The organism is Streptomyces sp. NPDC047017 (assembly GCF_040644175.1).
Taxonomy (GTDB): domain Bacteria; phylum Actinomycetota; class Actinomycetes; order Streptomycetales; family Streptomycetaceae; genus Streptomyces.
Genome location: NZ_JBEYVW010000011.1, coordinates 194,014 through 213,841 on the forward strand (window position 1 = coordinate 194,014; position 19,828 = coordinate 213,841).

At 72.1% G+C, this 19,828-nt stretch carries 20 protein-coding genes, 1 pseudogene and 1 riboswitch; of the genes and pseudogenes, 13 read left to right on the forward strand and 8 right to left on the reverse strand.

Features of this window, described 5'->3' with window-relative positions; genetic code table 11:
• Positions 1-75 precede the first annotated feature (75 nt).
• The gene (locus tag ABZ858_RS20260; RefSeq protein ID WP_361380018.1) at positions 76-249 is read left to right on the forward strand and encodes a hypothetical protein; all 174 of its coding nucleotides are present in this window, start codon (positions 76-78) and stop codon (positions 247-249) included.
• Between the two features lie 71 nt (positions 250-320).
• Here the strand turns inward: ABZ858_RS20260 and ABZ858_RS20265 are convergent, their stop codons facing one another.
• Positions 321-1,259 carry a DNA-3-methyladenine glycosylase 2 family protein gene (locus tag ABZ858_RS20265; RefSeq protein ID WP_361380022.1) on the reverse strand — a complete coding sequence of 313 codons (939 nt, stop codon included), beginning with the start codon at positions 1,257-1,259 and terminating at the stop codon, positions 321-323.
• Between the two features lie 246 nt (positions 1,260-1,505).
• On the opposite strand from ABZ858_RS20265, the gene ABZ858_RS20270 reads away from it, so the two are divergent.
• The 4 genes from ABZ858_RS20270 to ABZ858_RS20285 all read left to right on the forward strand — a co-directional run bounded on the left by ABZ858_RS20270 (position 1,506) and on the right by ABZ858_RS20285 (position 3,753).
• Positions 1,506-2,327 (forward strand): alpha/beta hydrolase, encoded by an 822-nt coding sequence (locus tag ABZ858_RS20270; protein WP_361380025.1) that lies wholly within the window; start codon positions 1,506-1,508, stop codon positions 2,325-2,327.
• A gap of 222 nt (positions 2,328-2,549) precedes the next feature.
• Positions 2,550-2,690, forward strand: a complete 141-nt coding sequence (locus tag ABZ858_RS20275; protein WP_361380028.1) for a hypothetical protein — start codon at positions 2,550-2,552, stop codon at positions 2,688-2,690.
• Positions 2,690-3,280: a PRC-barrel domain-containing protein gene (locus tag ABZ858_RS20280; protein WP_361380031.1), complete on the forward strand. Its 591-nt coding sequence runs from the start codon at positions 2,690-2,692 to the stop codon at positions 3,278-3,280. Before ABZ858_RS20275 ends, ABZ858_RS20280 begins: the two co-directional genes overlap by 1 nt.
• A complete protein-coding gene (locus ABZ858_RS20285; protein WP_361380034.1) occupies positions 3,277-3,753 on the forward strand; it encodes a hypothetical protein in 477 nt (158 codons plus the stop codon). Before ABZ858_RS20280 ends, ABZ858_RS20285 begins: the two co-directional genes overlap by 4 nt.
• A gap of 112 nt (positions 3,754-3,865) precedes the next feature.
• Here the strand turns inward: ABZ858_RS20285 and ABZ858_RS20290 are convergent, their stop codons facing one another.
• From ABZ858_RS20290 to ABZ858_RS20300, 3 genes are all read right to left on the reverse strand, one after another.
• Positions 3,866-4,042 (reverse strand): hypothetical protein, encoded by a 177-nt coding sequence (locus tag ABZ858_RS20290; RefSeq protein WP_361380037.1) that lies wholly within the window; start codon positions 4,040-4,042, stop codon positions 3,866-3,868.
• 186 nt (positions 4,043-4,228) lie between these two features.
• The gene (locus tag ABZ858_RS20295) at positions 4,229-4,963 is read right to left on the reverse strand and encodes an iron dependent repressor, metal binding and dimerization domain protein (protein ID WP_361380040.1); all 735 of its coding nucleotides are present in this window, start codon (positions 4,961-4,963) and stop codon (positions 4,229-4,231) included.
• Between the two features lie 8 nt (positions 4,964-4,971).
• The gene (locus ABZ858_RS20300; protein WP_361380042.1) at positions 4,972-5,505 is read right to left on the reverse strand and encodes a YbhB/YbcL family Raf kinase inhibitor-like protein; all 534 of its coding nucleotides are present in this window, start codon (positions 5,503-5,505) and stop codon (positions 4,972-4,974) included.
• A 189-nt stretch (positions 5,506-5,694) separates the two neighbouring features.
• Between ABZ858_RS20300 and ABZ858_RS20305 the strand changes: the two genes are divergently transcribed.
• Positions 5,695-6,387 (forward strand): GntR family transcriptional regulator, encoded by a 693-nt coding sequence (locus ABZ858_RS20305; RefSeq protein ID WP_361380045.1) that lies wholly within the window; start codon positions 5,695-5,697, stop codon positions 6,385-6,387.
• 128 nt (positions 6,388-6,515) lie between these two features.
• Positions 6,516-6,632 (forward strand): annotated as a pseudogene (locus ABZ858_RS20310) (RNA polymerase subunit sigma-24); the annotation flags it as partial.
• A 63-nt stretch (positions 6,633-6,695) separates the two neighbouring features.
• On the opposite strand, the gene ABZ858_RS20315 reads toward ABZ858_RS20310, so the two are convergent.
• Together ABZ858_RS20315 and ABZ858_RS20320 are read right to left on the reverse strand one after the other, a co-directional pair.
• Positions 6,696-7,607 (reverse strand): aldo/keto reductase, encoded by a 912-nt coding sequence (locus ABZ858_RS20315; RefSeq protein WP_361380048.1) that lies wholly within the window; start codon positions 7,605-7,607, stop codon positions 6,696-6,698.
• A gap of 236 nt (positions 7,608-7,843) precedes the next feature.
• A complete protein-coding gene (locus ABZ858_RS20320) occupies positions 7,844-8,869 on the reverse strand; it encodes an Lrp/AsnC family transcriptional regulator (RefSeq protein ID WP_361380051.1) in 1,026 nt (341 codons plus the stop codon).
• Positions 8,870-9,005: 136 nt separating this feature from the next.
• Here ABZ858_RS20320 and ABZ858_RS20325 point away from each other — a divergent pair, with 136 nt between their 5' ends.
• The 6 genes from ABZ858_RS20325 to ABZ858_RS20350 all read left to right on the forward strand — a co-directional run bounded on the left by ABZ858_RS20325 (position 9,006) and on the right by ABZ858_RS20350 (position 16,479).
• Positions 9,006-10,442: an MFS transporter gene (locus tag ABZ858_RS20325; RefSeq protein WP_361380054.1), complete on the forward strand. Its 1,437-nt coding sequence runs from the start codon at positions 9,006-9,008 to the stop codon at positions 10,440-10,442.
• A complete protein-coding gene (locus tag ABZ858_RS20330; protein ID WP_361380056.1) occupies positions 10,439-11,686 on the forward strand; it encodes an amidohydrolase in 1,248 nt (415 codons plus the stop codon). Before ABZ858_RS20325 ends, ABZ858_RS20330 begins: the two co-directional genes overlap by 4 nt.
• 339 nt (positions 11,687-12,025) lie before the next feature.
• The gene (locus ABZ858_RS20335) at positions 12,026-12,436 is read left to right on the forward strand and encodes a hypothetical protein (protein ID WP_361380058.1); all 411 of its coding nucleotides are present in this window, start codon (positions 12,026-12,028) and stop codon (positions 12,434-12,436) included.
• 110 nt (positions 12,437-12,546) lie between these two features.
• Positions 12,547-12,610, forward strand: a riboswitch (Fluoride riboswitch).
• A gap of 40 nt (positions 12,611-12,650) precedes the next feature.
• Positions 12,651-14,318 (forward strand): energy-dependent translational throttle protein EttA, encoded by a 1,668-nt coding sequence (ettA, locus tag ABZ858_RS20340; RefSeq protein ID WP_361380061.1) that lies wholly within the window; start codon positions 12,651-12,653, stop codon positions 14,316-14,318.
• A gap of 24 nt (positions 14,319-14,342) precedes the next feature.
• Entirely contained in the window at positions 14,343-14,744 is a 402-nt protein-coding gene (locus tag ABZ858_RS20345; RefSeq protein WP_361380064.1) for a hypothetical protein, read from the forward strand.
• Between the two features lie 10 nt (positions 14,745-14,754).
• Entirely contained in the window at positions 14,755-16,479 is a 1,725-nt protein-coding gene (locus ABZ858_RS20350; RefSeq protein ID WP_361380067.1) for a dynamin family protein, read from the forward strand.
• Positions 16,480-16,564: 85 nt separating this feature from the next.
• On the opposite strand, the gene ABZ858_RS20355 is transcribed toward ABZ858_RS20350, so the two are convergent.
• Both ABZ858_RS20355 and ABZ858_RS20360 read right to left on the reverse strand, forming a co-directional pair.
• Positions 16,565-18,121: a hypothetical protein gene (locus tag ABZ858_RS20355; protein ID WP_361380070.1), complete on the reverse strand. Its 1,557-nt coding sequence runs from the start codon at positions 18,119-18,121 to the stop codon at positions 16,565-16,567.
• The gene (locus ABZ858_RS20360) at positions 18,118-19,671 is read right to left on the reverse strand and encodes a hypothetical protein (RefSeq protein ID WP_361380073.1); all 1,554 of its coding nucleotides are present in this window, start codon (positions 19,669-19,671) and stop codon (positions 18,118-18,120) included. Before ABZ858_RS20360 ends, ABZ858_RS20355 begins: the two co-directional genes overlap by 4 nt.
• Positions 19,672-19,828: the final 157 nt, after the last annotated feature.

Here is a 19,828-nt window from a genome sequence, read left to right on the forward strand (position 1 = left end):
TGCCCCGCGGTGCCGACGGCTCTCGGCCGGCACCGCGGGGACCGTCCGGCAGACGAGTTCGCGGCGCGGCCCGGCATGAGTGATCCAGAGCGGATCGTCAGCATCACCCAAGTCGGCCATGACGCGTCCGAGCGGGCCATGACCGGACTGGGGATGCGTCTGGTCCGTGAGACCGTCAATCCCGCCGGTGGTCGGCGCGTACGCGTCTTCGAGTTGGCGCCGGACCAGTACGTCACCACCACTCGTTGACGGCGGCACCGGGACGCCAAGCCTCGTAGCGGACCACGACGCCCGGCCGGCCGCTGCCGTGCACCAGCTCGTCAGCGGTACGCGCGGTCCTGCATGCGGGCGCGCAGCAGCAGCGCGATCCAGCTACGGTACGGGCGCCAGGTCTCGGCGAGCGCCGCGAGGCGGCCCGGATCGTCGGCGGTGGCTGCGTCGAGGCCGTACTCGGTGGCCGTGGCGCGGTGGACGCGAGGTTCGCAGGCGGGGAAGACGTCGGGGTGGCCCGCACCCCGGATGAGGATCAGCTCGGCGGAGAACGGGCCGATGCCTGGAAGTTCCTGGAGTGCTTTCAGCGCGTCGTCGGCGCTCCGGGCGCGCAGGGAGGCGGCGTCGAGGTGTCCGTCGAGGGTCGCTTCGGCCAGGGCGTGGAGACGCTCGACCTTGACGTCGGTCAAGCCCGGGATGTCGTCCAGGCGGCGCAGGTCGTCCGGGACGGGGAAGGCATGGAGGGTCTGTCCCGCGACCAGGACGGGCCGACCGTGGTCGCGGGCGATCCGGGCCTTGACGGCGGCGGCCTGTGACCTGCGGATGCGGTTGCCGATGATCGCCCAGGCGGCGGCCTCGTAGGGCGAGTGGAAGCAGACCGGGCGCAGACCGGGGAATTCGGCTTGCAGGCTCGCGACCACCGGGTCGTGTGCACCGAGCGCCGGGAAACCGGAGCCGTCGACGTCCAGGGACAGGATGCGCGCGACTTGCGCGCGGGCGGCCGCCCACTCCGCCTCGCCGGGGTCGATCGGTCCGCCGTCGCCCGGGTGGAGGGTGAGGTCGGCGGTGACCGGGCCGGTACCACCTGCCGCAGCCTGCTTCTGCCGCAGGGCGCAGCCGATGACGTGGTGGTTGTCGTCAGCGGGGAAGGCCAGACGCAGTACGTCGTCGTCGGCGTGGTCGTAGGAGGCGGGGGTGAAGCCCTCCAGGAACCGGATGGAGGCGGCCAGCGAGAAGGGGCCCTGGGGGACGAAGGACGCGGCGGTCACAGTCGAACCCCGCGAACGGCCAGAGCGTGGACGTCGGGTCCGTCAATGCCGGTGGGCATCAGTGTCTCCTTCTCTCATTGTCAGCACTTTGACAAGGTCGACGCTAGTCCCACGTCCCCCAGGTGTCAAAGTCCTGACATTCGAGATGCTTCGCACGTGATCGTCTGGTGTCACCTGTGCGGTTCGAGGGGACTGGATCTGTTCCAAGACATTGATCACATTGATCACTCCGGGAGGAGATCACCAGTGAACTGGACACTCGGCGAGGAATTCGAGACACCCGACGGGGTGGTGCGGTGGAGCGCCCTCGGGAGCGGAGACCCGGTCGTGCTGGTGCACGGCACACCGTATTCCTCCTACCTCTGGCGGGACATCGCTCCAGCGCTCGCCCGCACCCGCAGGGTCTTCGTCTTCGACCACCTCGGCTTCGGCCAGTCGGACCAGCGCGAGGGCCAGGATCTCAGCCTGGCGGCGCACGCCAGGACCTTCGCCCGGCTCCTCGACCACTGGGACCTGTCCGGCCCCAGCGTCGTCGCCCACGACATCGGCGGCGCCGTGGCACTGCGGACCCTGCTGCTGGAGGAGAGGAGTTACCGGGACCTGACCCTCTTCGACGCCGTCAGCGGCGGTGAGTGGGAGCGCGGGCTCTTCCAGCTCATCCTGGAGCACGCGGACGTCTTCCGGCAGCTCCCGGACTACGCGCACGAAGCGCTGGTCGCCGCCCACATACGGCACGCCACGCACGTCGGCCTCCGGCCGGAAGTCCTCGACGCGTTCCTCGCGCCGTGGCGGGGAGCCGAGGGGCAGGCCGCGTTCTACCGCCAGTACCGCCAGATCAGGCAGACGGACACCGCGGCGTACGAGCACCTGCTGAGCGGGATGTCGCTTCCGGTACGTCTCGTCTGGGGCCGCGAGGACCGCATCCTCCCCCCGGAGTACGCCCACTGGCTGCACGAGCGCGTCCCGCACGCCGAGTTGCACTGGATCGAGGGTGCGGGCCATCTTCTCCAGGAAGACGCACCGGGGCAACTGATGGCTTGCCTCACCGGGATTTTCCCCGGCCAGTGATGGTGACCGGGGGGGGGCGGACGAACCCGGAAAACGCTCCGGCGGGGCCGTGTTGCGGCAGTTCGCCTCCGAAGAGTGCCGAAGATTGAGCTGTCGGCCGGCGGCCACCATGGAACGGGGGTTCTCCGGGTAGGTGTCTGACAGCGGTCTTCTCCGCGTGAGGCAGGCAGCCGGGACGGCACATGGTCGGCGGGCCGGTGGCGTACGTCAAGGAGGTGGGCGATGGGTTGGTGGGTGTGGCTGGTCGCAGCCGTGATCGTGATCGCTGTGCTGTTCGGTTCCGTGCTGGCGGTGCAGGCGCGCAGGCGCCGCGGCCGCGTGATCGTGGTGCGGCGGAACCGTTCCGCAGGGCGGAGGATGTGATGGCGGAACTCTTCACGGGTGCGGAGCTGACCGGGCGGCCGGTGGTGACGCTGGACGGTGAGGCCGTCGCCCAGATCAAGGACACCGTCGTCGACGCGCTCGGCGGAAGGGTCGCCGGGTTCACGCTGGCGGGAAGGGGCCTGTTCGCCGGTCCCCTGCGCCGGAGCCTGCCCTGGACGGGCGTCCACGCTCTGGGACCGGCCGCGGTGATGATCCCGACCGCCGAAGTACTCGTCGAGCCGGCCGCCATCGCCTCGGCCACCGAGGCGTCCCACGGCCGGCTCCACGGCGCCACGGTGCTCACCGATCGTGGTGTGGCCGTGGGCACCGTGCTGGACGTCGTCATCGCGTCAGGCGGCAGCGGGCTCCTGGTCGGTGTGGAGATCGCCTCCACCGAGGCCCTGCGCAAGAGCGAGCGCACGCTCTACCTGGCCCTGCGCGGCGAACCGGCCATGACCGGCGACACACTGGTGATCCCGGAAGAGGACACCTGTCATGTCGCCGAGAACCTGACCGAGTTCGCCCACGTCCTCGCCCGGATGGGTACGGCCGACCCGTTCACCCCGAGGAGTACGGAGAAACGACTGTGACGATGGTCCTGAGCACGACCCTCGGCCGAAACGTCATCGACGTCGGGGACGCCCGCCGTCTCGGCACGGTCCAGAGCCTCGTGGTGGACGCGCGGCGCACCCGGATCACCGCTCTGCGCCTGCACGGCGCGAAGTCCGGTGCCGGCCTGATCGCGTGGGCCGACCTCCAGGCGGTGGGGCCGGACGCGGTCATCGTGGACGCCGCCCGGACCACACCGGTCACGGTGACCGACCGGGAAGAGGAGGAGTTGCTGGGCAAACGGCTGCTGACCGAACTCGGTGAGGACATCGGCACGTTGGACGACCTGTCCTTCCATCCGGACAGCGGCCTCATCCACACCCTCTTCACCAGCCACGGCCACCAGCTCGCCGGCAGCCGGCTCCTGGGCGCGGGATCGTACGCCGTCGTCGTGCGCGGCCTCCCACCCGAGGCACCCAAGGCACCCGAGGTACGTGAGACTTCGCCGCGTTGACCGTCAGGCTCCGCCGCTTCGACCGTCGCCGCGTCAGGCCGCAGGCGCCGTCGCTCGCCGTGGCGGGCGCGGCGCCGGGCCGTCCTCGGCAGCGGCCTGTCCCGCGCCGCCCTCAGCGCCTGCGGCCGCGGACCGCCCAACCGGTCCCCACACCCGCGAGATGCAGGGCGAGCAGGATGAGGCCGAGGAGCATGATGTTGGTCGAGGTGAAGGTGTGGTTCGTCGAGATGTCAGCCGCGTTGATCAGAAAGGAGATGAAGAACAGGACCGCGGAGGCGATGGCCAGCATGATGTGCGTCCTTCCGGTCGGGCGTCGCGAGTCGAATCCGCAGCCGACAGGCTGCCGTGCAGTGCGGATGCCCCGGAGTCGGTGTTCGACGCGCATTCGTCCCCTCTCAGCGACGTGAAGCCAACCGCTCGCCGCACCGCCCCGGGCCCGGCGGGGCCGGGCAGCGGGGCGGTGATGACGGCCGGCTCAGTGTTCGGCCACGAAGACGTGCGCGGCGGTCGGCGTGGGCACTTCGACGGTCGCCCGGCCGGTACCGACCGTGACGCCGCCGGGCGACGACGTCACACTCACGACCGTGCCGGGGCGCACCCCGGCGTACCGCAGGGCGTACATCAGCCGTGAGTCGGTCTGTGCCGGCTCTCCGATACGGCGTACGACCGCGTTCACACCGTCCGGACCGGTCTCCATGTCGCTGAGGCTGACCGTGGTGCCGTCGAAGCCTGGCTCCACGGTGTCGTCCCCACCGAGGCCGACACCGGGACCGGGACCGACGCCGGAGCCAGGACCGAGTTCCGCCAGGCCCGGGATCGGGTTGCCGTACGGTGAGTGCGTCGGGTGCCGCAGCAGGTGCAGGACGCGGCGTTCGACGGCCTCGCTCATGACGTGTTCCCAACGGCAGGCTTCGGTGTGGACCTCCTCCCATTCCAGGCCGATCACGTCGAGGAGCAGGCACTCCGCGAGCCGGTGCTTGCGCAGGACGCGTACGGCCGTCCGGCGGCCCTCGTCGGTCAGTTCGAGGTGCCGGTCGCCGGCCACGCGCAGCAGGCCGTCGCGTTCCATGCGGGCCACGGTCTGGCTGACCGTCGGACCGCTCTGGTCCAGGCGCTCGGCGATGCGGGCGCGCAGCGGGACCACGCCTTCCTCCTCGAGTTCGAGGAGGATGCGCAGATACCTCTCGGTGGTGTCTATGAGCCGGGACATGCCCGTGGTCAGGCGGGCGTCTCGGCGGTGGCGGTCAGCACCGCCCGGCCGAGGATGTGACCGGCCATGGTGAAGCCGAAGACGGCCGGGGTGGCGTCGGCGGGGACCCCGATGGCGGCGACGTCGAGGGCGTGCACCACGACGAAGTAGCGGTGGGGGCCGTGTCCGGCCGGCGGGGCGGCGCCCATGTAGCGGGCCAGCCGCATGTCGTTGGGCAGTTGGAAGGCCCCTTCGGGCAGGGTCGAGCCGGTCTCGTCGCCGGCGCCCTCGGGCAGCTCGGTGACCGTGGCGGGGATGTCGGCGACCGCCCAGTGCCAGAAGCCGGAGCCGGTGGGGGCGTCGGGGTCGTACACGGTGACGGCGTAGCTCTTGGTGCCGTCGGGTGCGCCGCTCCAGGACAGCTGCGGGGAGATGTCCTTCCCGCCGGGCAGGCCGGAGGCGTGCTGCTCGGACGGCCAGGCGGCCCCGTCGGTGACGGTGGTGCTGGTGACGGTGAAGGACGCCGCCTCCGGGAGGCGGGCGAAGGGGTCGTTGGCGCTCATCGCGGTGTTCCTTTCAGGGCTGTGCTGGGGTGGCGGTGCGGGCGACGTCCGGGGCCGCGGGCCGCGGGGTCGACAGCCGGGCACTACGGCAAAACCCACCGAGTCGGGGCCGTCGCGTCTTCCGATCACCACCGAATCGACAGTAACACAGATAATCGATTATTCGAGGGATCGTCTACACTGAGGCTCATGACTGGTACGGCTCAGCCCTCACCCCCCTCCGGAAAGCAGATGCTCTCCGAGCAGGTCTACGCACAGCTGCGGGACGCGATCCTGCGCGGCGACCACGCCCCCGGCGACGCCCTCAAGCCGCAAGTCCTCGCCAAGGAGCAGGGCGTGAGCCTGGCCGTGGTGCGCGAGGCACTCGTGCGGCTGGTCGGCGAGGGCTTCGCCGACCGGCTGCCCAACCGCGGCTTCGCCGTCCCGGCCTTCTCCGACCACCGCTGGCAGCAGATCGCGGAGGCGCGCCGGACCATCGAGCCGGTCATGCTGCGCATGTCCATCGAGCGCGGCGATGTCGACTGGGAGGCCCGCGTACGCGCCGCCCACCACCGCCTGGTCCGCACTCCGGTGCACGCGCCGGAGGAAGGCGAGTACTACAGCAGTGCGTGGTCCGAGGCCCACCGCCTCTTCCACCGCACCCTTCTGGAGGGCTGCGGCAACCCCGTCCTGCTGGAGACCTTCGACCGGATGTGGACCGCCAGCGAGCTGACCCGCCGCTGGTCGGCGCACCGCGATCCCGACCGGGACGGCGCCCTGGAGCACCGCCGGCTGGAGGAGGCGGCACTCGCCCGCGACGCCGACACCGCGGCCGAGGTCCTGGCCCTGCACCTCACCCAGACGGCGGACGTCCTGACCGCCGCGCCTTCCTCCAGCCTGTGACGCCCGCGAACTGATCCCCCACACTCCTCTCCCCCACGGCGGGCGGGACGGCTCCGCAGGCCTGTTCAACCGCCGTGCGGCGAGCCTGGGTTCGCGCCGTGACCTGCCCCACGCCAGTCGCATGTCAGGTCCGGGCCCGGCGGCCGCGCTCCGCCGCGGACCGGGCACACCGGCGCCAGGCCACCGAGCGGTTCCGCACCGCCGCGGCCGGCGGTGACGTCAACGCCCTGATGGAGCTGCTCTCCCTCCGAGTACGGTTCACGGCATCGGAACGCGGCAAGCGGGTCCCGTACGACCGGCCTTCGGGGCTATGCCGCGCCGCCGGTCGCAGCCAGGCCGATGAGTTCCAGTTCCTCCGCCGAGAGCCGCAGTGCGCCGACCGCCATGTTCTGCGCGAGGTGGTCCGGGTCGCCGGTCCCGGGGATGGCCAGCACATGGGGGCCCTGGTGCAGGGTCCAGGCCAGCCGGACCTGGGCCGGGGAGACCCGGCGCGCCCGGGCGACGGCGCGCACCTCCTCCCCGTCCTCGGCCACCGGACCCGCCTCCCGCCCGGGTCCGGCGATCGCGAAGAACGGGACGAAGGCGATGCCGAGTTCGCCGCAGTGGTGCAGCAGGGCCTGGTCGTCGCTCGACGCGCCGACTCCGTACGGGTTCTGCACGCAGGCGACGGGGGCGATGGCGCGGGCCTCGGTCAATTGGGCGGCGGTGACATGGGAGACGCCCAGGTGCCGGATCAGTCCGGCATCGCGCAGTTCCGCCAGCGCTGCGAAGTGGTCGCTGATCGCTCGTGTCCGCCGACTCGGCGGCACCCGCAGGTTCACCACGTCCAGGTGATCCCGGCCGAGTTGCCGCAGGTTCTCCTCCACCTGGCCACGCAGCTGCTCCGGTGTGGCCCACCACCACGCGCCCGAGGCGTCGCGGCCCGGCCAGACCTTGGTCGCGATGACGAGGTCCTCCGGGTACGGCGCCAGTGCCCGGTTGATCAGCTCGTTCGCGGAACGTGTCGTCGAGAAGTAGTAGGCGGCCGTGTCGATGTGGTTCGCACCCAGCTCGACCGCTCGCCGGAGCAGGGCGATCGACTGCTCCCGGTCGCGCGGGACACCTCTGTCGAAGGGCGCGGTACCGGTCAGGCGCATCGCGCCGAACCCGAGGCGGTTGACGGTCAGATCACCGAGTCGCCATGTACCGGCGGCTGCGGCGGTGTTCGTTCGCTGACTCATGAAAGAGGCTCCTCACTACGGGGGGGGGCGGGGCGGACATGCGACGGTTCGTCACGGGACGCACGCGCTGGCTTGCCGGCCACCTTCCTGACTGCCCGCCAGGTGGCTGCGGTGCTGCGGCACGGTCGCATCCGCACCGGTGCTCGGGTCGCGCTCGCCCGGGCATGAAAAAAGCCTCCTCGGCGGATCGTGGTCCGCGCCGAGAAGGCTTACGTGTGTCGGCACTATAGCAGCTTCTACCAGCACTGGATCGGCCGCGTCGCGACACGGCGTCCGTCGGCGTCCAGCAGGTGGCCCATGCGTTTGACGGTGCGGACGCCGATGACCCGGTCGGTGATCTCCAGGGACGGCAGCCGGGCGTGCATCGCCGTCTCGTGGTGCTGTACGGCTCCGATGCTCGGCAGCCAGTAGGTGGCGAGGAGGTTGGCGCCGCCGGTGACGGCGGCGACCAGCCGGCAGCCGGGCAGGGTCGCCAGGGTACGGTGCAGGCCGTTGGCGTCCCTGACCGGTGCGCGGCCGCGGAAGGTCACGCTCACCGGGAGTCCCGTCAGGTGCCGGGCCATGTCGCAGCGGAACGCGACCGTTCCCGAGCGGGTGAGTCCGCCGAGCCGGCGCCGGACGGTCGCGGCGCTGGTGCCCAGGCGCTCGGCCAGCGCGGCCAGTCCGAGGCGACCGTCGTGGGCCAGGGCCTCCAGCAGTTCCCGGTCGATGTCCCCGAGCGCGGCCCTGGACCGCTCGCCGCCCTGGTCCGTCCGGTCGGGACGGGCCAGGGCGGAGAGCTGGGCGGAGTCCAGGGAACCGAGCCGCCACCGGCTGCCCTCCGTGTACAGCGAGGTCGCGAACAGGCATTCCACCGCCGTCACGCCGGGCAGCCGGGCCAGGTGTTCGTCGATGAACCGGTGCACCCCGGCCATATCTCGCGCCAGTACGTCCAGCAGCAGGTCGGCGCCGCCCGGAGCGGTCAGTTCGACGGTGGCCGCCTCGTCCAGCCCGGCGATCCGTGCGGCCAGGGCCTCCCGTGCCGCGGGCCGGCACTTGACGAGGACGAACGCGCTGCACCGGGTCCGGGAGAAGGCCGGGCCGGGTACGGCGGACAGCCATGCCAGCCCTTCCCCGGTCAGTCGCTCCCAGCGGCGGGCCAGGGTCACCGCCGTCACTCCCAGCGACGGCGCCAGGTCGGTCCACGCGGCACGCGGCTGGATCTGCAGGGCGTGCACGAGGGCGAGGTCCAGTTCGGTGGTGCTGCCCGATTCCTTCATCATGCTCGGCTCTCCCGCACGATTCTCCCGAAGTCGGCGACCGGTTCCGTCGGCGCTCGCACTGTAGTCACCACTTCGTGCCCCGGCCAAGAGCAAGGGCAGCGGGCAGGGGCACCGGGCGAGGGAAGAGGGTGAGACGATGACGCGTGCCATCGACCGTGGCCGAGGGCTGCTCGCGGTCATGACGTTGATCGTGGTCTGCAGCGGAGTGGTCCAGGGATATCTGACGCCGCTGCTGCCGGCGGTGGGTGACCGCGTCGGGATCGGCGGGGTGGGGCAGAGCAACCTGTACCTGCTGTCGCAGCTCGCGTTCGCGGTGCTGACCCCGCTGCTGTCCCGGTGGGGTGACATCTGGGGGCACCGGCGGCTGCTGCGGATCGCGGTCGCCATGGTGGCGGCCGGTTCGCTGCTGATCGCCGTGCGTCCGACGACCGCCACGCTCGCGGTGGGCATGGTGCTCCAGGGCGCTGTCGTGGGCTTCTTCCCGCTGCTCGCCGGAATCCTGCGGTCCCGTGCCCCGGAACACGGCCGCACGGGAATGTCGGTGCTCGTCGGCGTACTGCTGCTGTCCATCGGCACCGGCGGCCTCGTCGCCGGCTCGCTGAGCGAGGAGCACGCCCTCGCGGGCCTGTGGACCGCGGTCCCCTTCGGTGTGCTGGCGCTCGCGGCGGCGTTCGCCCTGCCCGCCGGAACCGCGCCGCGCGCGGGCCGCTTCAACGCGCCGGCCGCCGTCCTGCTGACCCTCGGGCTGGGCGCGCTGATCCTGCTGCTCACCGAGGGCGGCTCCTGGGGATGGCTGTCGGTGCCCTCCGCGCTCGGCGCGGTGGCCGCGACGGTCCTCCTCGCCCTGTGGGTGAGGGTGGAACACCGGTCGGACCACCCGCTGGTGAACCTCTCCCTGCTGCGCAATCCGCGGCTCAGGCTCGTCAGCGCGCACACCTTCTGTGCCGCGTTCGGCGCCATCGGCTTCCTCGGCGCCAACGCCGTCTTCCTCGGCGCGCGGCCGGACGGTGACGGCTACGGGATGGGCCTGGGGACACAGGCCATCGCGCTGGTGTCGCTGGCGATGGTGACCGCGGGCTTCTGCGGGTCCACGGCGTCGCCGAGGCTGGCCCGTCGCGTCGGCGACCGGGCCATGATGGTCGTCACCGGCTGTCTCGGTGCGCTGGGCTTCCTGTCGCTGACGCTGTTCCACGACACGCTGCCGCAGTACCTCGTCGGCGCCCTGCTGGTGGGTGCGGCGACCGGGATGTTCGAAGCGGTCACCCGGACCATGTCGGTGGAGGTGGTCGAGGAGACGGAGACGGCCCTGTCCGTCGGCATCAACGAGCTGGCGCTCTCCCTCGGGGCGGCGATCGGTGCCGCGCTGATCAGCGCGCTGTTCGCCGGTCATCCCGGACCCGGCGGCGGTGTGGCCGGGCCGGGTTACCTGTGGGCGTGGGGGGTCTGTGCGGCGGTGGCGCTGGGCGGGGCACTGCTCGGCCTGCCGTTCCGCGACGGACCGCGCGAGCGCGGTGACGGACGGCGCCCGGCCACGCCGGCCCCCGGACTCGCCCCCGCCGAGGAGGCGGCATGACGCGCGAACGCACGGACACCTCGCAAAAGGACGCCCTCACGGCCGTCACGGCCGCCGTCGAATCCTGGCGGGGGGACCTGATCGGCCTGAGCCACAGCCTGCACGCGGAACCGGAGACCGCGCTGCGCGAGCACCGGTCGGCCGCGAAGATCGCCTCCCTCCTGGGGAACGCGGGCTTCCAGGTGACCCGGGGCGCGGCCGGGCTGCCGACCGCTCTCGTCGCCACCTACGGCACGGGCGAACTGGTGATCGCGCTGTGCGCCGAGTACGACGCGCTGCCGGGCATCGGGCATGCCTGCGGGCACAACGTCAACGGCGCGGTGGCCGTGGGCGCGGCCCTGGCCCTGGCGGCCGTCGCGGACACCGTCGGGATCACCGTGAAACTGGTGGGCACCCCGGCCGAGGAGGACATCGGGGGCAAGGTGCCGCTCCTGGAAGCGGGCGTGTTCGACGACGCCGCCGCGGCGATGATGGTGCACGCGGCCCCGGAGGACTCGGTCGGCGCCTCCTCGCTCGCCGTCGGCGCCTGGGACGTCACCTACCGCGGCACCCCGGCCCATGCCGCGCTCGCCCCCTGGGAGGGAGTGAACGCGCTCGACGCCGTGGCCTTGGCGCACACGGCCGTCGCCATGCTGCGCCAGCAGTTGCCGCCCGGCACCCTGGTCCACGACGTGGTCCGCGAGGCGGGGCACGCGGTCAACGTCATCCCCGAGCTGGCGCGGGCCCGCTACGAGGTGCGCGCCCGCACCCTGGACGACCTCGTCGCCGCCCGCAGCCGGGTCCGGGCCTGCCTGGAGGCGGGCGCCCTGGCCACCGGAGCGGCCCTCGAACTCGTCCCGCACGGCTATGACTTCGCCGAGCTGCGCCAGGACCCGTTCCTGACCTCCGCCTACCTCCGGGCCGCCCGCGCCCTGGGCCGCGAACCGGTTCCCCGGCACGGCGAGTTGACGGCCTCCACCGACATGGGCAACGTCTCCCACGCCGTACCGTCACTGCACCCGTGCATCGGCTACGACACCGGCGGCGCCCTCCAGCACACCGCGGACTTCACCCGGTACGGGAACGGTCCCGGCGCCGACCGGGCCGTCCTGGACGGCGCGACCGCCCTCGCCCATGTCTCGGTGGAGCTGGCCACCGATCCCCGACAGCGGGCGGAGTTCCTCCGGCGGGTGGCCGGGCGCCGGGCCACCCCCGCCACCGCCCGGCCGGAGCCGCGCAGCCCTGCGGGACTCGACACCCCGTAGGGGCCGGCCCTGCCCCCGGCCGCCGAGGTCCCGAGGACGGCGGCCGGGTGGGAGGCGTGGACGGCGGCCGAGGCCCCGAGGGCGGTGACCGGGTCGGAGTCGTAGACGGCGGCGGCCCGCAGAACGTACGGGCCTCCCCCGGGTCGCCCGAGACGTGGCCGCTGCCTGCCGCATGGGCAGCGACGTGGCCGCGGCCTGCTGCATTGGCAGCACCGAGATCACCGGGTCGGGGGAACAAAACACCGGCTGCCGAGCCGGACCCCCCGAGAAGGTGTGACCATCACGCAGAGATGACCCGGCGACTCCGGCCGGTCACGACCGCACCAGGAGGACCCACCGATGGACCTGACCGTGAAGCACCTCTTCCGCGTCGCCGCGGCGATCGCCATAGCCGCGCCGGCCCTGCTCGGCACCGCCGCCTCCCCCGCAGCCGCTGCCGTCGAACGGGCGCATTGCGACCGCGCCCAGCAGGACATGTGGGACGACGGGCCCAGCCGCACCATCACCGCCCATCGGTGCGGCATCCCGTCCCACGGGAGACGCTGGTACACCGTCGAGATCGACACCCTCGTGCAGACCCACCACAAGGGCGACTCCCTGGACGGACCAGCCGACCGGACCAAGACCCTGCACCGCATGACCATCAGGTGCCTCGGCCACACCTCCGACGAGGACGCCGACGCCGACACCGGCGCCCACACCGGCGCCGACGCCGACGCGGTCATCTGGTTCGGCTGCCCGCCCCTCTGACGCCACGGGCCGACGGTCCGGGGCCGGCCCGGGACGCCGCGCCGGGACCGGCCCGGGACGCCGCGCCGGGACCGGGTTGGCATGAGCATCCGGTCGGGCGCACCATGGACGGTGAGACGGGCGATGAGGCTCGCCCTTGACCGCACGTCCTGTGCTGATGGCCTCTGCGAGCACCGGCCGCCGCCCTGGCGGCCCGGCCACGGAGGCGCCACGGATGTACGTGTACACGATGCGCAAGGCCCGCATGGCCCATGGTGACAAGGTCGTCCTCGACGACGTCACCCTGTCCTTCCTGCCGGGCGCCAAGATCGGGGTGGTGGGTCCCAACGGCATGGGCAAGTCCACCGTGCTGCGGATCATGGCGGGGCTGGAGCGGCCCACGAACGGGGACGCGTTCCCGGCTCCCGGCATCAGCGTCGGCATCCTGGAACAGGAACCGTCGCTCGACGACACGACGACCGTCCAGGGCAACGTCGAGGAGGGCGTGGCGGAGGTCCGCGGCGCGCTGCACCGGTACGAGGAGGTCACCGCCCGTCTCGGTGCGGCCGGCGGCGAGGAGACGCAGCGGCTTCTCGACGAACTCGGCTCCCTCCAGGAATCTCTCGACCACGCCGGTGCCTGGGATCTCGACTCCCGGCTCGACCAGGCCATGGACGCGCTGCGCTGCCCGCCACCGGACGCTCCCGTGCGCGACCTGTCGGGCGGCGAGCGCCGCCGCGTCGCGCTGTGCCGGCTGCTGCTGTCCCAGCCGGACCTGCTCCTGCTGGACGAGCCCACCAACCACCTGGACGCCGAGTCGGTGGCCTGGCTGGAACAGCACCTGGCGGACTACCCGGGCACGGTCGTGGCCGTCACCCACGACCGCTATTTCCTGGACAACGTCGCCCAGTGGATCCTGGAGATCGACCGCGGCCACGCCTACCCGTACGAAGGGAACTACTCGACCTACCTGGAGACGAAGGCGGCGCGCTTGCGGGTGGAGGGCCGCAAGGACGCCAAACGGCAGAAGCGGCTGGCCGACGAGCTGGCCTGGGTGCGCTCAGGTGCCAAGGGCCGGCAGGCCAAGTCCAAGGCCCGGGTGCAGCGGTACGAGGAGCTGGCGGCCGAGGCGGCCCGGGCCCGGAAGCTGGACTTCGAGGAGATCCAGATCCCGCCGGGACCGCGGCTGGGCGGCCTGGTCCTCGAAGCGGACCGTGTCACCAAGGGCTTCGGCGAGCGGCTGCTGATGGAGGATCTGTCCTTCTCCCTGCCGCGCGGCGGCCTGGTCGGTGTCGTCGGCCCCAACGGGGTGGGCAAGTCCACCCTGTTCAAGATGATCGTCGGCGAGGAGCAGCCGGACGACGGTGTGTTGCGGCTCGGCGGCACAGTGAAGATCTCCTACGTCGACCAGAACCGCACCGGCCTGGAGCCGGACCGTACGGTGTGGGAGGCCGTTTCCGGCGGCCTGGACCACATCCGGGTCGGGGACATCGACATGCCCTCGCGCGCCTACGTGGCCACCTTCGGCTTCAAGGGCCCCGATCAGCAGAAGCCCGTGGGGGTGATGTCAGGAGGGGAGCGCAACCGGCTCAACCTCGCCCTGACCCTGAAGCAGGGCGGCAATCTGCTGCTGCTGGACGAGCCCACCAACGACCTGGACGTCGAGACGCTGGCGTCGCTGGAGAACGCGCTGCTCGACTTCCCGGGTTGCGCGGTCATCACCGCCCACGACAGGTGGTTCCTGGACCGCATCGCCACGCATGTGCTCGCCTGGGAGGGCGGCGCCAACTGGTTCTGGTTCGAAGGCAACTTCGCCGACTACGAGGCCAACAAGCTGCGGCGGCTCGGCCCGGAGGCGACCCGCCCGCACCGGGTCACCCACCGCCGGCTGGTGCGCGGCTGAGCCCGCCACCGACGGGAGCCTGCCATGACAGACCTCGATCACGAGGCGGTCGCTGCGGTGCGCACGGCCCAGCTCACCGTCGTCAACGCGAAATGGCGCATCTGCGAGGAGCAGGCCGTCGCACGGCTGGCCGGCACGGCCGGCCTGGCGTGCACCCCGCTGTTCCCCGGGCACCGGGTCATCCAGGTGGTGGCCTGCGACGGCAGGCTGCTCGGCCGGACCCGGCGCCACGACGACGGCCGTACCGCCCGCTGGGTCGCTGTTCCCGCCGGCACGGCCCGCGAGATCGGTGCCTACCGCACCCCGCACGCGGCTGCCCGCGCTCTGGCCCGCCGGGACGGGACACGCCGCCTGCGCGTGACCGACTGTCCGGCCCAGGACCCGGTTCCCCGGGAGTCGCGTCGCACACCCGGTCACGACAAGTAGGGAGACGACTGTGCCCACAAGCCCCGAACTCGCCGGGATCCACCGCCGGCTGTCCGCCCTCACGGCCACCTGTCCGGGCGATGACGACGACCGGCGGGCACTGGGCGCGCTGGCCGACCAGCTGTGCCGGGACCGCTTCCGGGTGCTGGTGGCCGGTGAGGCCAAACGGGGCAAGAGCACCCTGCTCAACGCCCTTCTCGGGCGGGACCTCCTGCCCACGGGCGTGATTCCGGTGACCGCGCTGGCCACCACGGTGCGGCAGGGCACGCCGGAAGCGGTGACCGTGCGTTTCACCGACGGCCGGGTGGAGCGGCACCCGACGGCCGCGCTGGCCGAGTTCGTCACCCAGGCGGCCAATCCCGGCAACAGGCGTGGCGTCACCGAGGTCGTCGTCACCGTGGAGGGCACGCTGCCGGCGCCCGGGGTGGAACTGGTCGACACTCCCGGCACGGGGTCCGTGCACGTCCAGAACACCGACGAGGCCATGGCCACGCTGCGGACCATGGACGCCGCCGTGTTCGTCGTGACGGCCGACCCGCCTGTCTCGGCCGCCGAGCAGGAGCTGCTGCGCAGGGTCGGCGAGGCGTCCGTGCGGACCTTCGTCGTGCTGAACAAAGCCGATCAGCTCGGTGCGGAGGACCTGCGGGAGGCGGTGGCGTTCACCCGGCACGTGGTGGGCGAGGCGCTGGGCCGTACCGTGCCGGTGCTCGTGTGCGCGGCACGCGAGGGCGTACGGCGCGGCGTGGACGAGCTGGCCGCCGCGCTGACCGGATACCTCACCGAACACCGGGACACCGACCTGCTGCGTTCCCTCACCCATCGCACCCGGCAGCTGGCGGCAGGACTGCTGGACGAGGTGCTGCTGGCCCGCGCCGTCGCCGGTCTCGACGCCTCCCGCAGAGACGAGCGGGTGCGGGCGCTGCGGGCCCGGCTGGCCACGCTCGACCAGCGCCGGGAGGAAGCCGCCGACCTCGTCCGCGCCCAGGCCCGCCACATCCTGGCTGAGGTCGACGCCGCCGCCGGGCACGCCGCCCGGGCCCTGACCGCGCAGGTCACCGCGGCCTGGACCACCGCATGGGAGCAGGAGTCGGCCCGGTGGCCGCGCCGGGAGCGCGAGGCCGAGGGCCGACGCCGGCTGGTGGGGCTGACCCGTCCTGCCGTGGACGTCTGGCGCCGTTCGCAGGAGGAGGTGGTGACCGAACGTCTTGCCGCGCTCGACCAGCGCGTCCGCGAACGCCTCGCGCACGACCTGGACACCTTCCGCGACAGCGTGGCCGACCTGCTCGGGGTCGGCCTCGCCCTCCCCCAGGACGGCGGCCCGCTCACGCCGAACCCCCGATTCCGCTACCACTTCTCCGAGGACATCGGTCAGACCGAGCTTCTCGCCGGGTGGGTCCGCCGGAGCCTGCCCGGGAGCGCGGGCCGGGAGCGCGCCCGCGCGCACGTGGCCGACGAGGCGGCTTCCCTCGTCCCCATGCAGGTCGGCCGGGTACGGGCGGACCTGCAAGAACGGCTCGCGGACAGTACGCGGCGGCTGGTGCGGGCCGTGGCCGCCCGGTACGACGCGGTCGCGCACCGCCTCACCTCGGCGCTCGACCAGTCCCAGCGCCGGGGAGCGGCAGCCGACGAGGCCGGCGTACTGGCCGAGCGTGAGCGGATGCTGCGTCAGGTCATCACCGAACTCGGGTCCCCGGGCCAGGCAGCACCGACAACCGGGCATCCTGGAACATCCTGAAAGGCGCCTGGCGCGAGCGTGATCCTGCTGGATCTGGCCCCTCAAGCGACGGCGGCCGTCCGCCGCGCAGGCCGGCTCCCCGTCCTCAACGCCGCAGCGCGCGGGAACCCGGTTCCCTCTCCTCACTCCCGTCGTCCGAAGGCGTGGGCCGGGTGTGGAAGACCTGCTCGTACAGGTCGGCGCCGTGGCTGGTCGGTTGGGGGGCGCCTGTGACCAGGCGGTGTGTGCGTCGGCCGTCGGGGGTGCGCTCGGCCCGCAGGAACACGGTGCCCGAGTGGTGCGCGGGCGACGCGTACAGGCTGCGGGCCAGCTCGTACAGGTGGGTGACACACACGGCTTTCACGCCGGCCTCGGTCAGGGCCCGCAAGACCTGCCGGTTGATCTCCGCGCCCTCCCGCTCATCGGTGGCGGCGAACGACTCGTTGAACAGGACGATGCTGCGTGCGGTGAGCCGGTCGGCGATCCTGTTCATCCGTGCCAGTTCCTCGTCCAGCTTGCCGCTGACCATGTCGGCGTCCTCCTCCCGCCGGAAGTGGGTGAACACCTGGTCACGCGGGTCGGCCGCGAAGGAACCGGCGGTGACGAACATGCCGCTCTGCGCCATGAGATGGGCCAGCCCGAGACCGCGCAGGAAGGTGGACTTGCCGCCCTCGTTGGCACCGGTGACCACCAGCAGGGTGGCACCGTCGGCGTCGACGTCACTGCCGACGACGGGGCGATCGCCGCGCAGCGCGAGGCCCACGTCGTACAGGCCGCGGCAGGTCAGGACGGGAGCCCCCGGGGCGGCGGGAGAGGGCCGGCACACCGGTGCGTCCTTCGCGGCGAGCGCCTCGCGCAGGTCGAGGCAGCCGACGTAGAAGGCCAGTTCGGCACGGAGCATGGCGAAGAAGCTCAGGATGTGGTCGCAGGAACGTGCCAGCGCGTCGGCGGCCAGATCGAGGCCGCGCCCGCGCAACTCACCCAGCGCCTTCGCTCCGGCCTCGTCACGTTCGGGCAGGTGATACGTGTACGCCGCGGGCCCGGACGAGGCGAACAGGTCGCGCCAGCCTCGCTTGTGCGGCGGTTCGCGCAGTACGTGGCCGGTGCCCTTGCAACCGGTGGTCAGCCGGGCGCTGACCAGGACGCCGCCCTTGAAGCGCAGCCGTTCCAAGTGGTCGTGGACGACGGCGAAGTAGTCGTCGCCGAGTTCGCCGGCCAGCATGGCGAAGAACCGGGTGAACCCGTCGGAGCGGAACTCCGCGCCGTGTGCGTCGCCCAGGCGCCGCAGTCGTCGCAGCATCTCGACGAAGAGGTCCATGACGTCGATCGACCGGCTGAGGGACGACTCGGGTGAGCGGATGAAGCTTCCGAGTATCTTCCGTTCCCGGGTGACGGCCTCGGTGGCCAGCGCGTACAGGTCCCGTACCGGGTCCGGCCGGTCCAGGCAGTCGGCCAGCACGTCCTGCCGGTAGCGGATCGCCTCCGGGTCGGTCAGCGGAGACATGAGGACCCGGCGCGCGCACTCGTGGAGGAAGGCGTCGCCGCCGGCCATCGCCGCGTACAGCGTGTCGAGGTCCAGGTCGCGTACGAGGTCGTCCTCCTGCCGGGGAGGCTCCGCGTCCCATGCCAGGTCGCGGTCACAGTGCAGGAGGTGGGTCTTCACGGCCTGATCCGTTCTCTGAGGCGCTGATAGGTGAGTCCGTGGCGTTCGGCCACGGCGACGGCGTGGGAGAGTCCTTCGGACGCCCTGCGCTCGATGCGGAAGGCAGGTGTGGCGGAGGCATCGACGGTGGCGACCATGCTCACGGTGGTCTCGTCCAGTGTGGACAGTTCGTCGACGAAGGTGACGCAGACGCCGATCAGGCCGCGGTCGATGAGCTGTTCCAGGGTGCGGGTGCCGAGCAGGACGGCGTCGTCGAGGGTGGTGGAGGTGAACACCTCGTTGAGGATGACGACACCGGCCGGTGTGGCCCGTTCCACAATGGTGCGGAGGCGGACGAGGTCGTCATGCAGTTTTCCGCTCAGGTCGGTGAGGTTCTCGCCGTGCTCGAAGTGAGTGAACAGCCCTTCGCACAGCAGCAGTCGTGCTTGCCGGCCGGGCACGGGGCAGCCGAGTGCGGCCAGGTGGTGCAGTTGGCCGAAGGCACGGGCGAACGTGGTCTTGCCGCCCTGGTTCGGTCCCGACACCACCAGGAACCGCTCGGGTCCGCGCAGCTCGAAATCGTTGAGGACGACCTCGGCGCCCTCGGCGACGAGTTTGTCCGCGAGCACGAGGTCGAACGTGTCGCGCGCGGCGACCTCCCGGTCCCCTTTCCCGCCCTCCAGCACCTCGGGCAGGCAGAACGGCAGTCCTGCCTGCTCCAGCGGTGCGGTGTACGCCCGGTAGGCCAGGTAGAACTGGATCTCCCGGTCGAAGGCCGTGACACCGGGGTCGGGGAAGTCCGTGTGATGGTGCCGGAAGTCCTCCAGTTCCTCGAAGACGTCCGGGTACAGCAGGGCGACCCGGTCCAGGACCGCCTCCTCCACATGGTTCATCACCTCGTCCGAGCCGAAACGGAACCGGTGGCTCTTCGTCTCGCCCTGCCGGAACTTCTCGAAGTCGGCGAGGACTTCGCCCCCGTAGTCGCCCTGCCCCTCGTACGGGCTCACCTTGACGCGTCCGGGAGTGATGAGCAGGCAGTAGCGGATGTCGTCCAGACGTTCCTGGAGCTGCCGCGCGTCACGGGCCAGCCTCGCGAAGGCGTCGGAGTCCACGTAGGAACGGACGTACTCGGCGATCGCCCGCAGCGCCTGCGCGCGCGGCTCGTGGTGTGCCAGGTCGTCGGCGAGCGCGGCGCACGCGCCGGTGTAGGCGTGGACCGCCTCCAGGAGCCAGCCGGCCTCCTGGTAGCGGTGCCGCATGGTGTCCGCGCCGCGCAGCCGGTCGCGGACACCGCGCATCCGCTCACCGAAGGCATCGATCCGTTCGGCCAGGTCCGGCAGGTCCGCCAAGTCCCGGAAGACCGCGTGCCGGTGGGCGATCACGCGGGTGTCGGGCACGCGGCTGCGGAAGAAGGCCGCGAGGCGGTATCCGGGCCCGTGTGAGTCGACGCCGTCGACGAACTGATCGAGGTTCAGGTCGGGGAAGCAGTCAGGGACCGGTGACGACTCCTCGGGCCGGACACAGCCGTCGGGGAACAGCACGCTCAGTGCGGACTGGGCGGGACCGGCCATGGCGCTGTCTTCCTCCTTCGTGCGTACGCACGCGGGGGTGGGACAGGAACCATTGGCCATCTCGGCGGTTCGGCCGCCGGCAGACCGGAAGCCACGGCGGGATCCACCGCCGCTCGGCGTGGAGAGCACGCCCGGACATCAGTTCACCACGATGTGT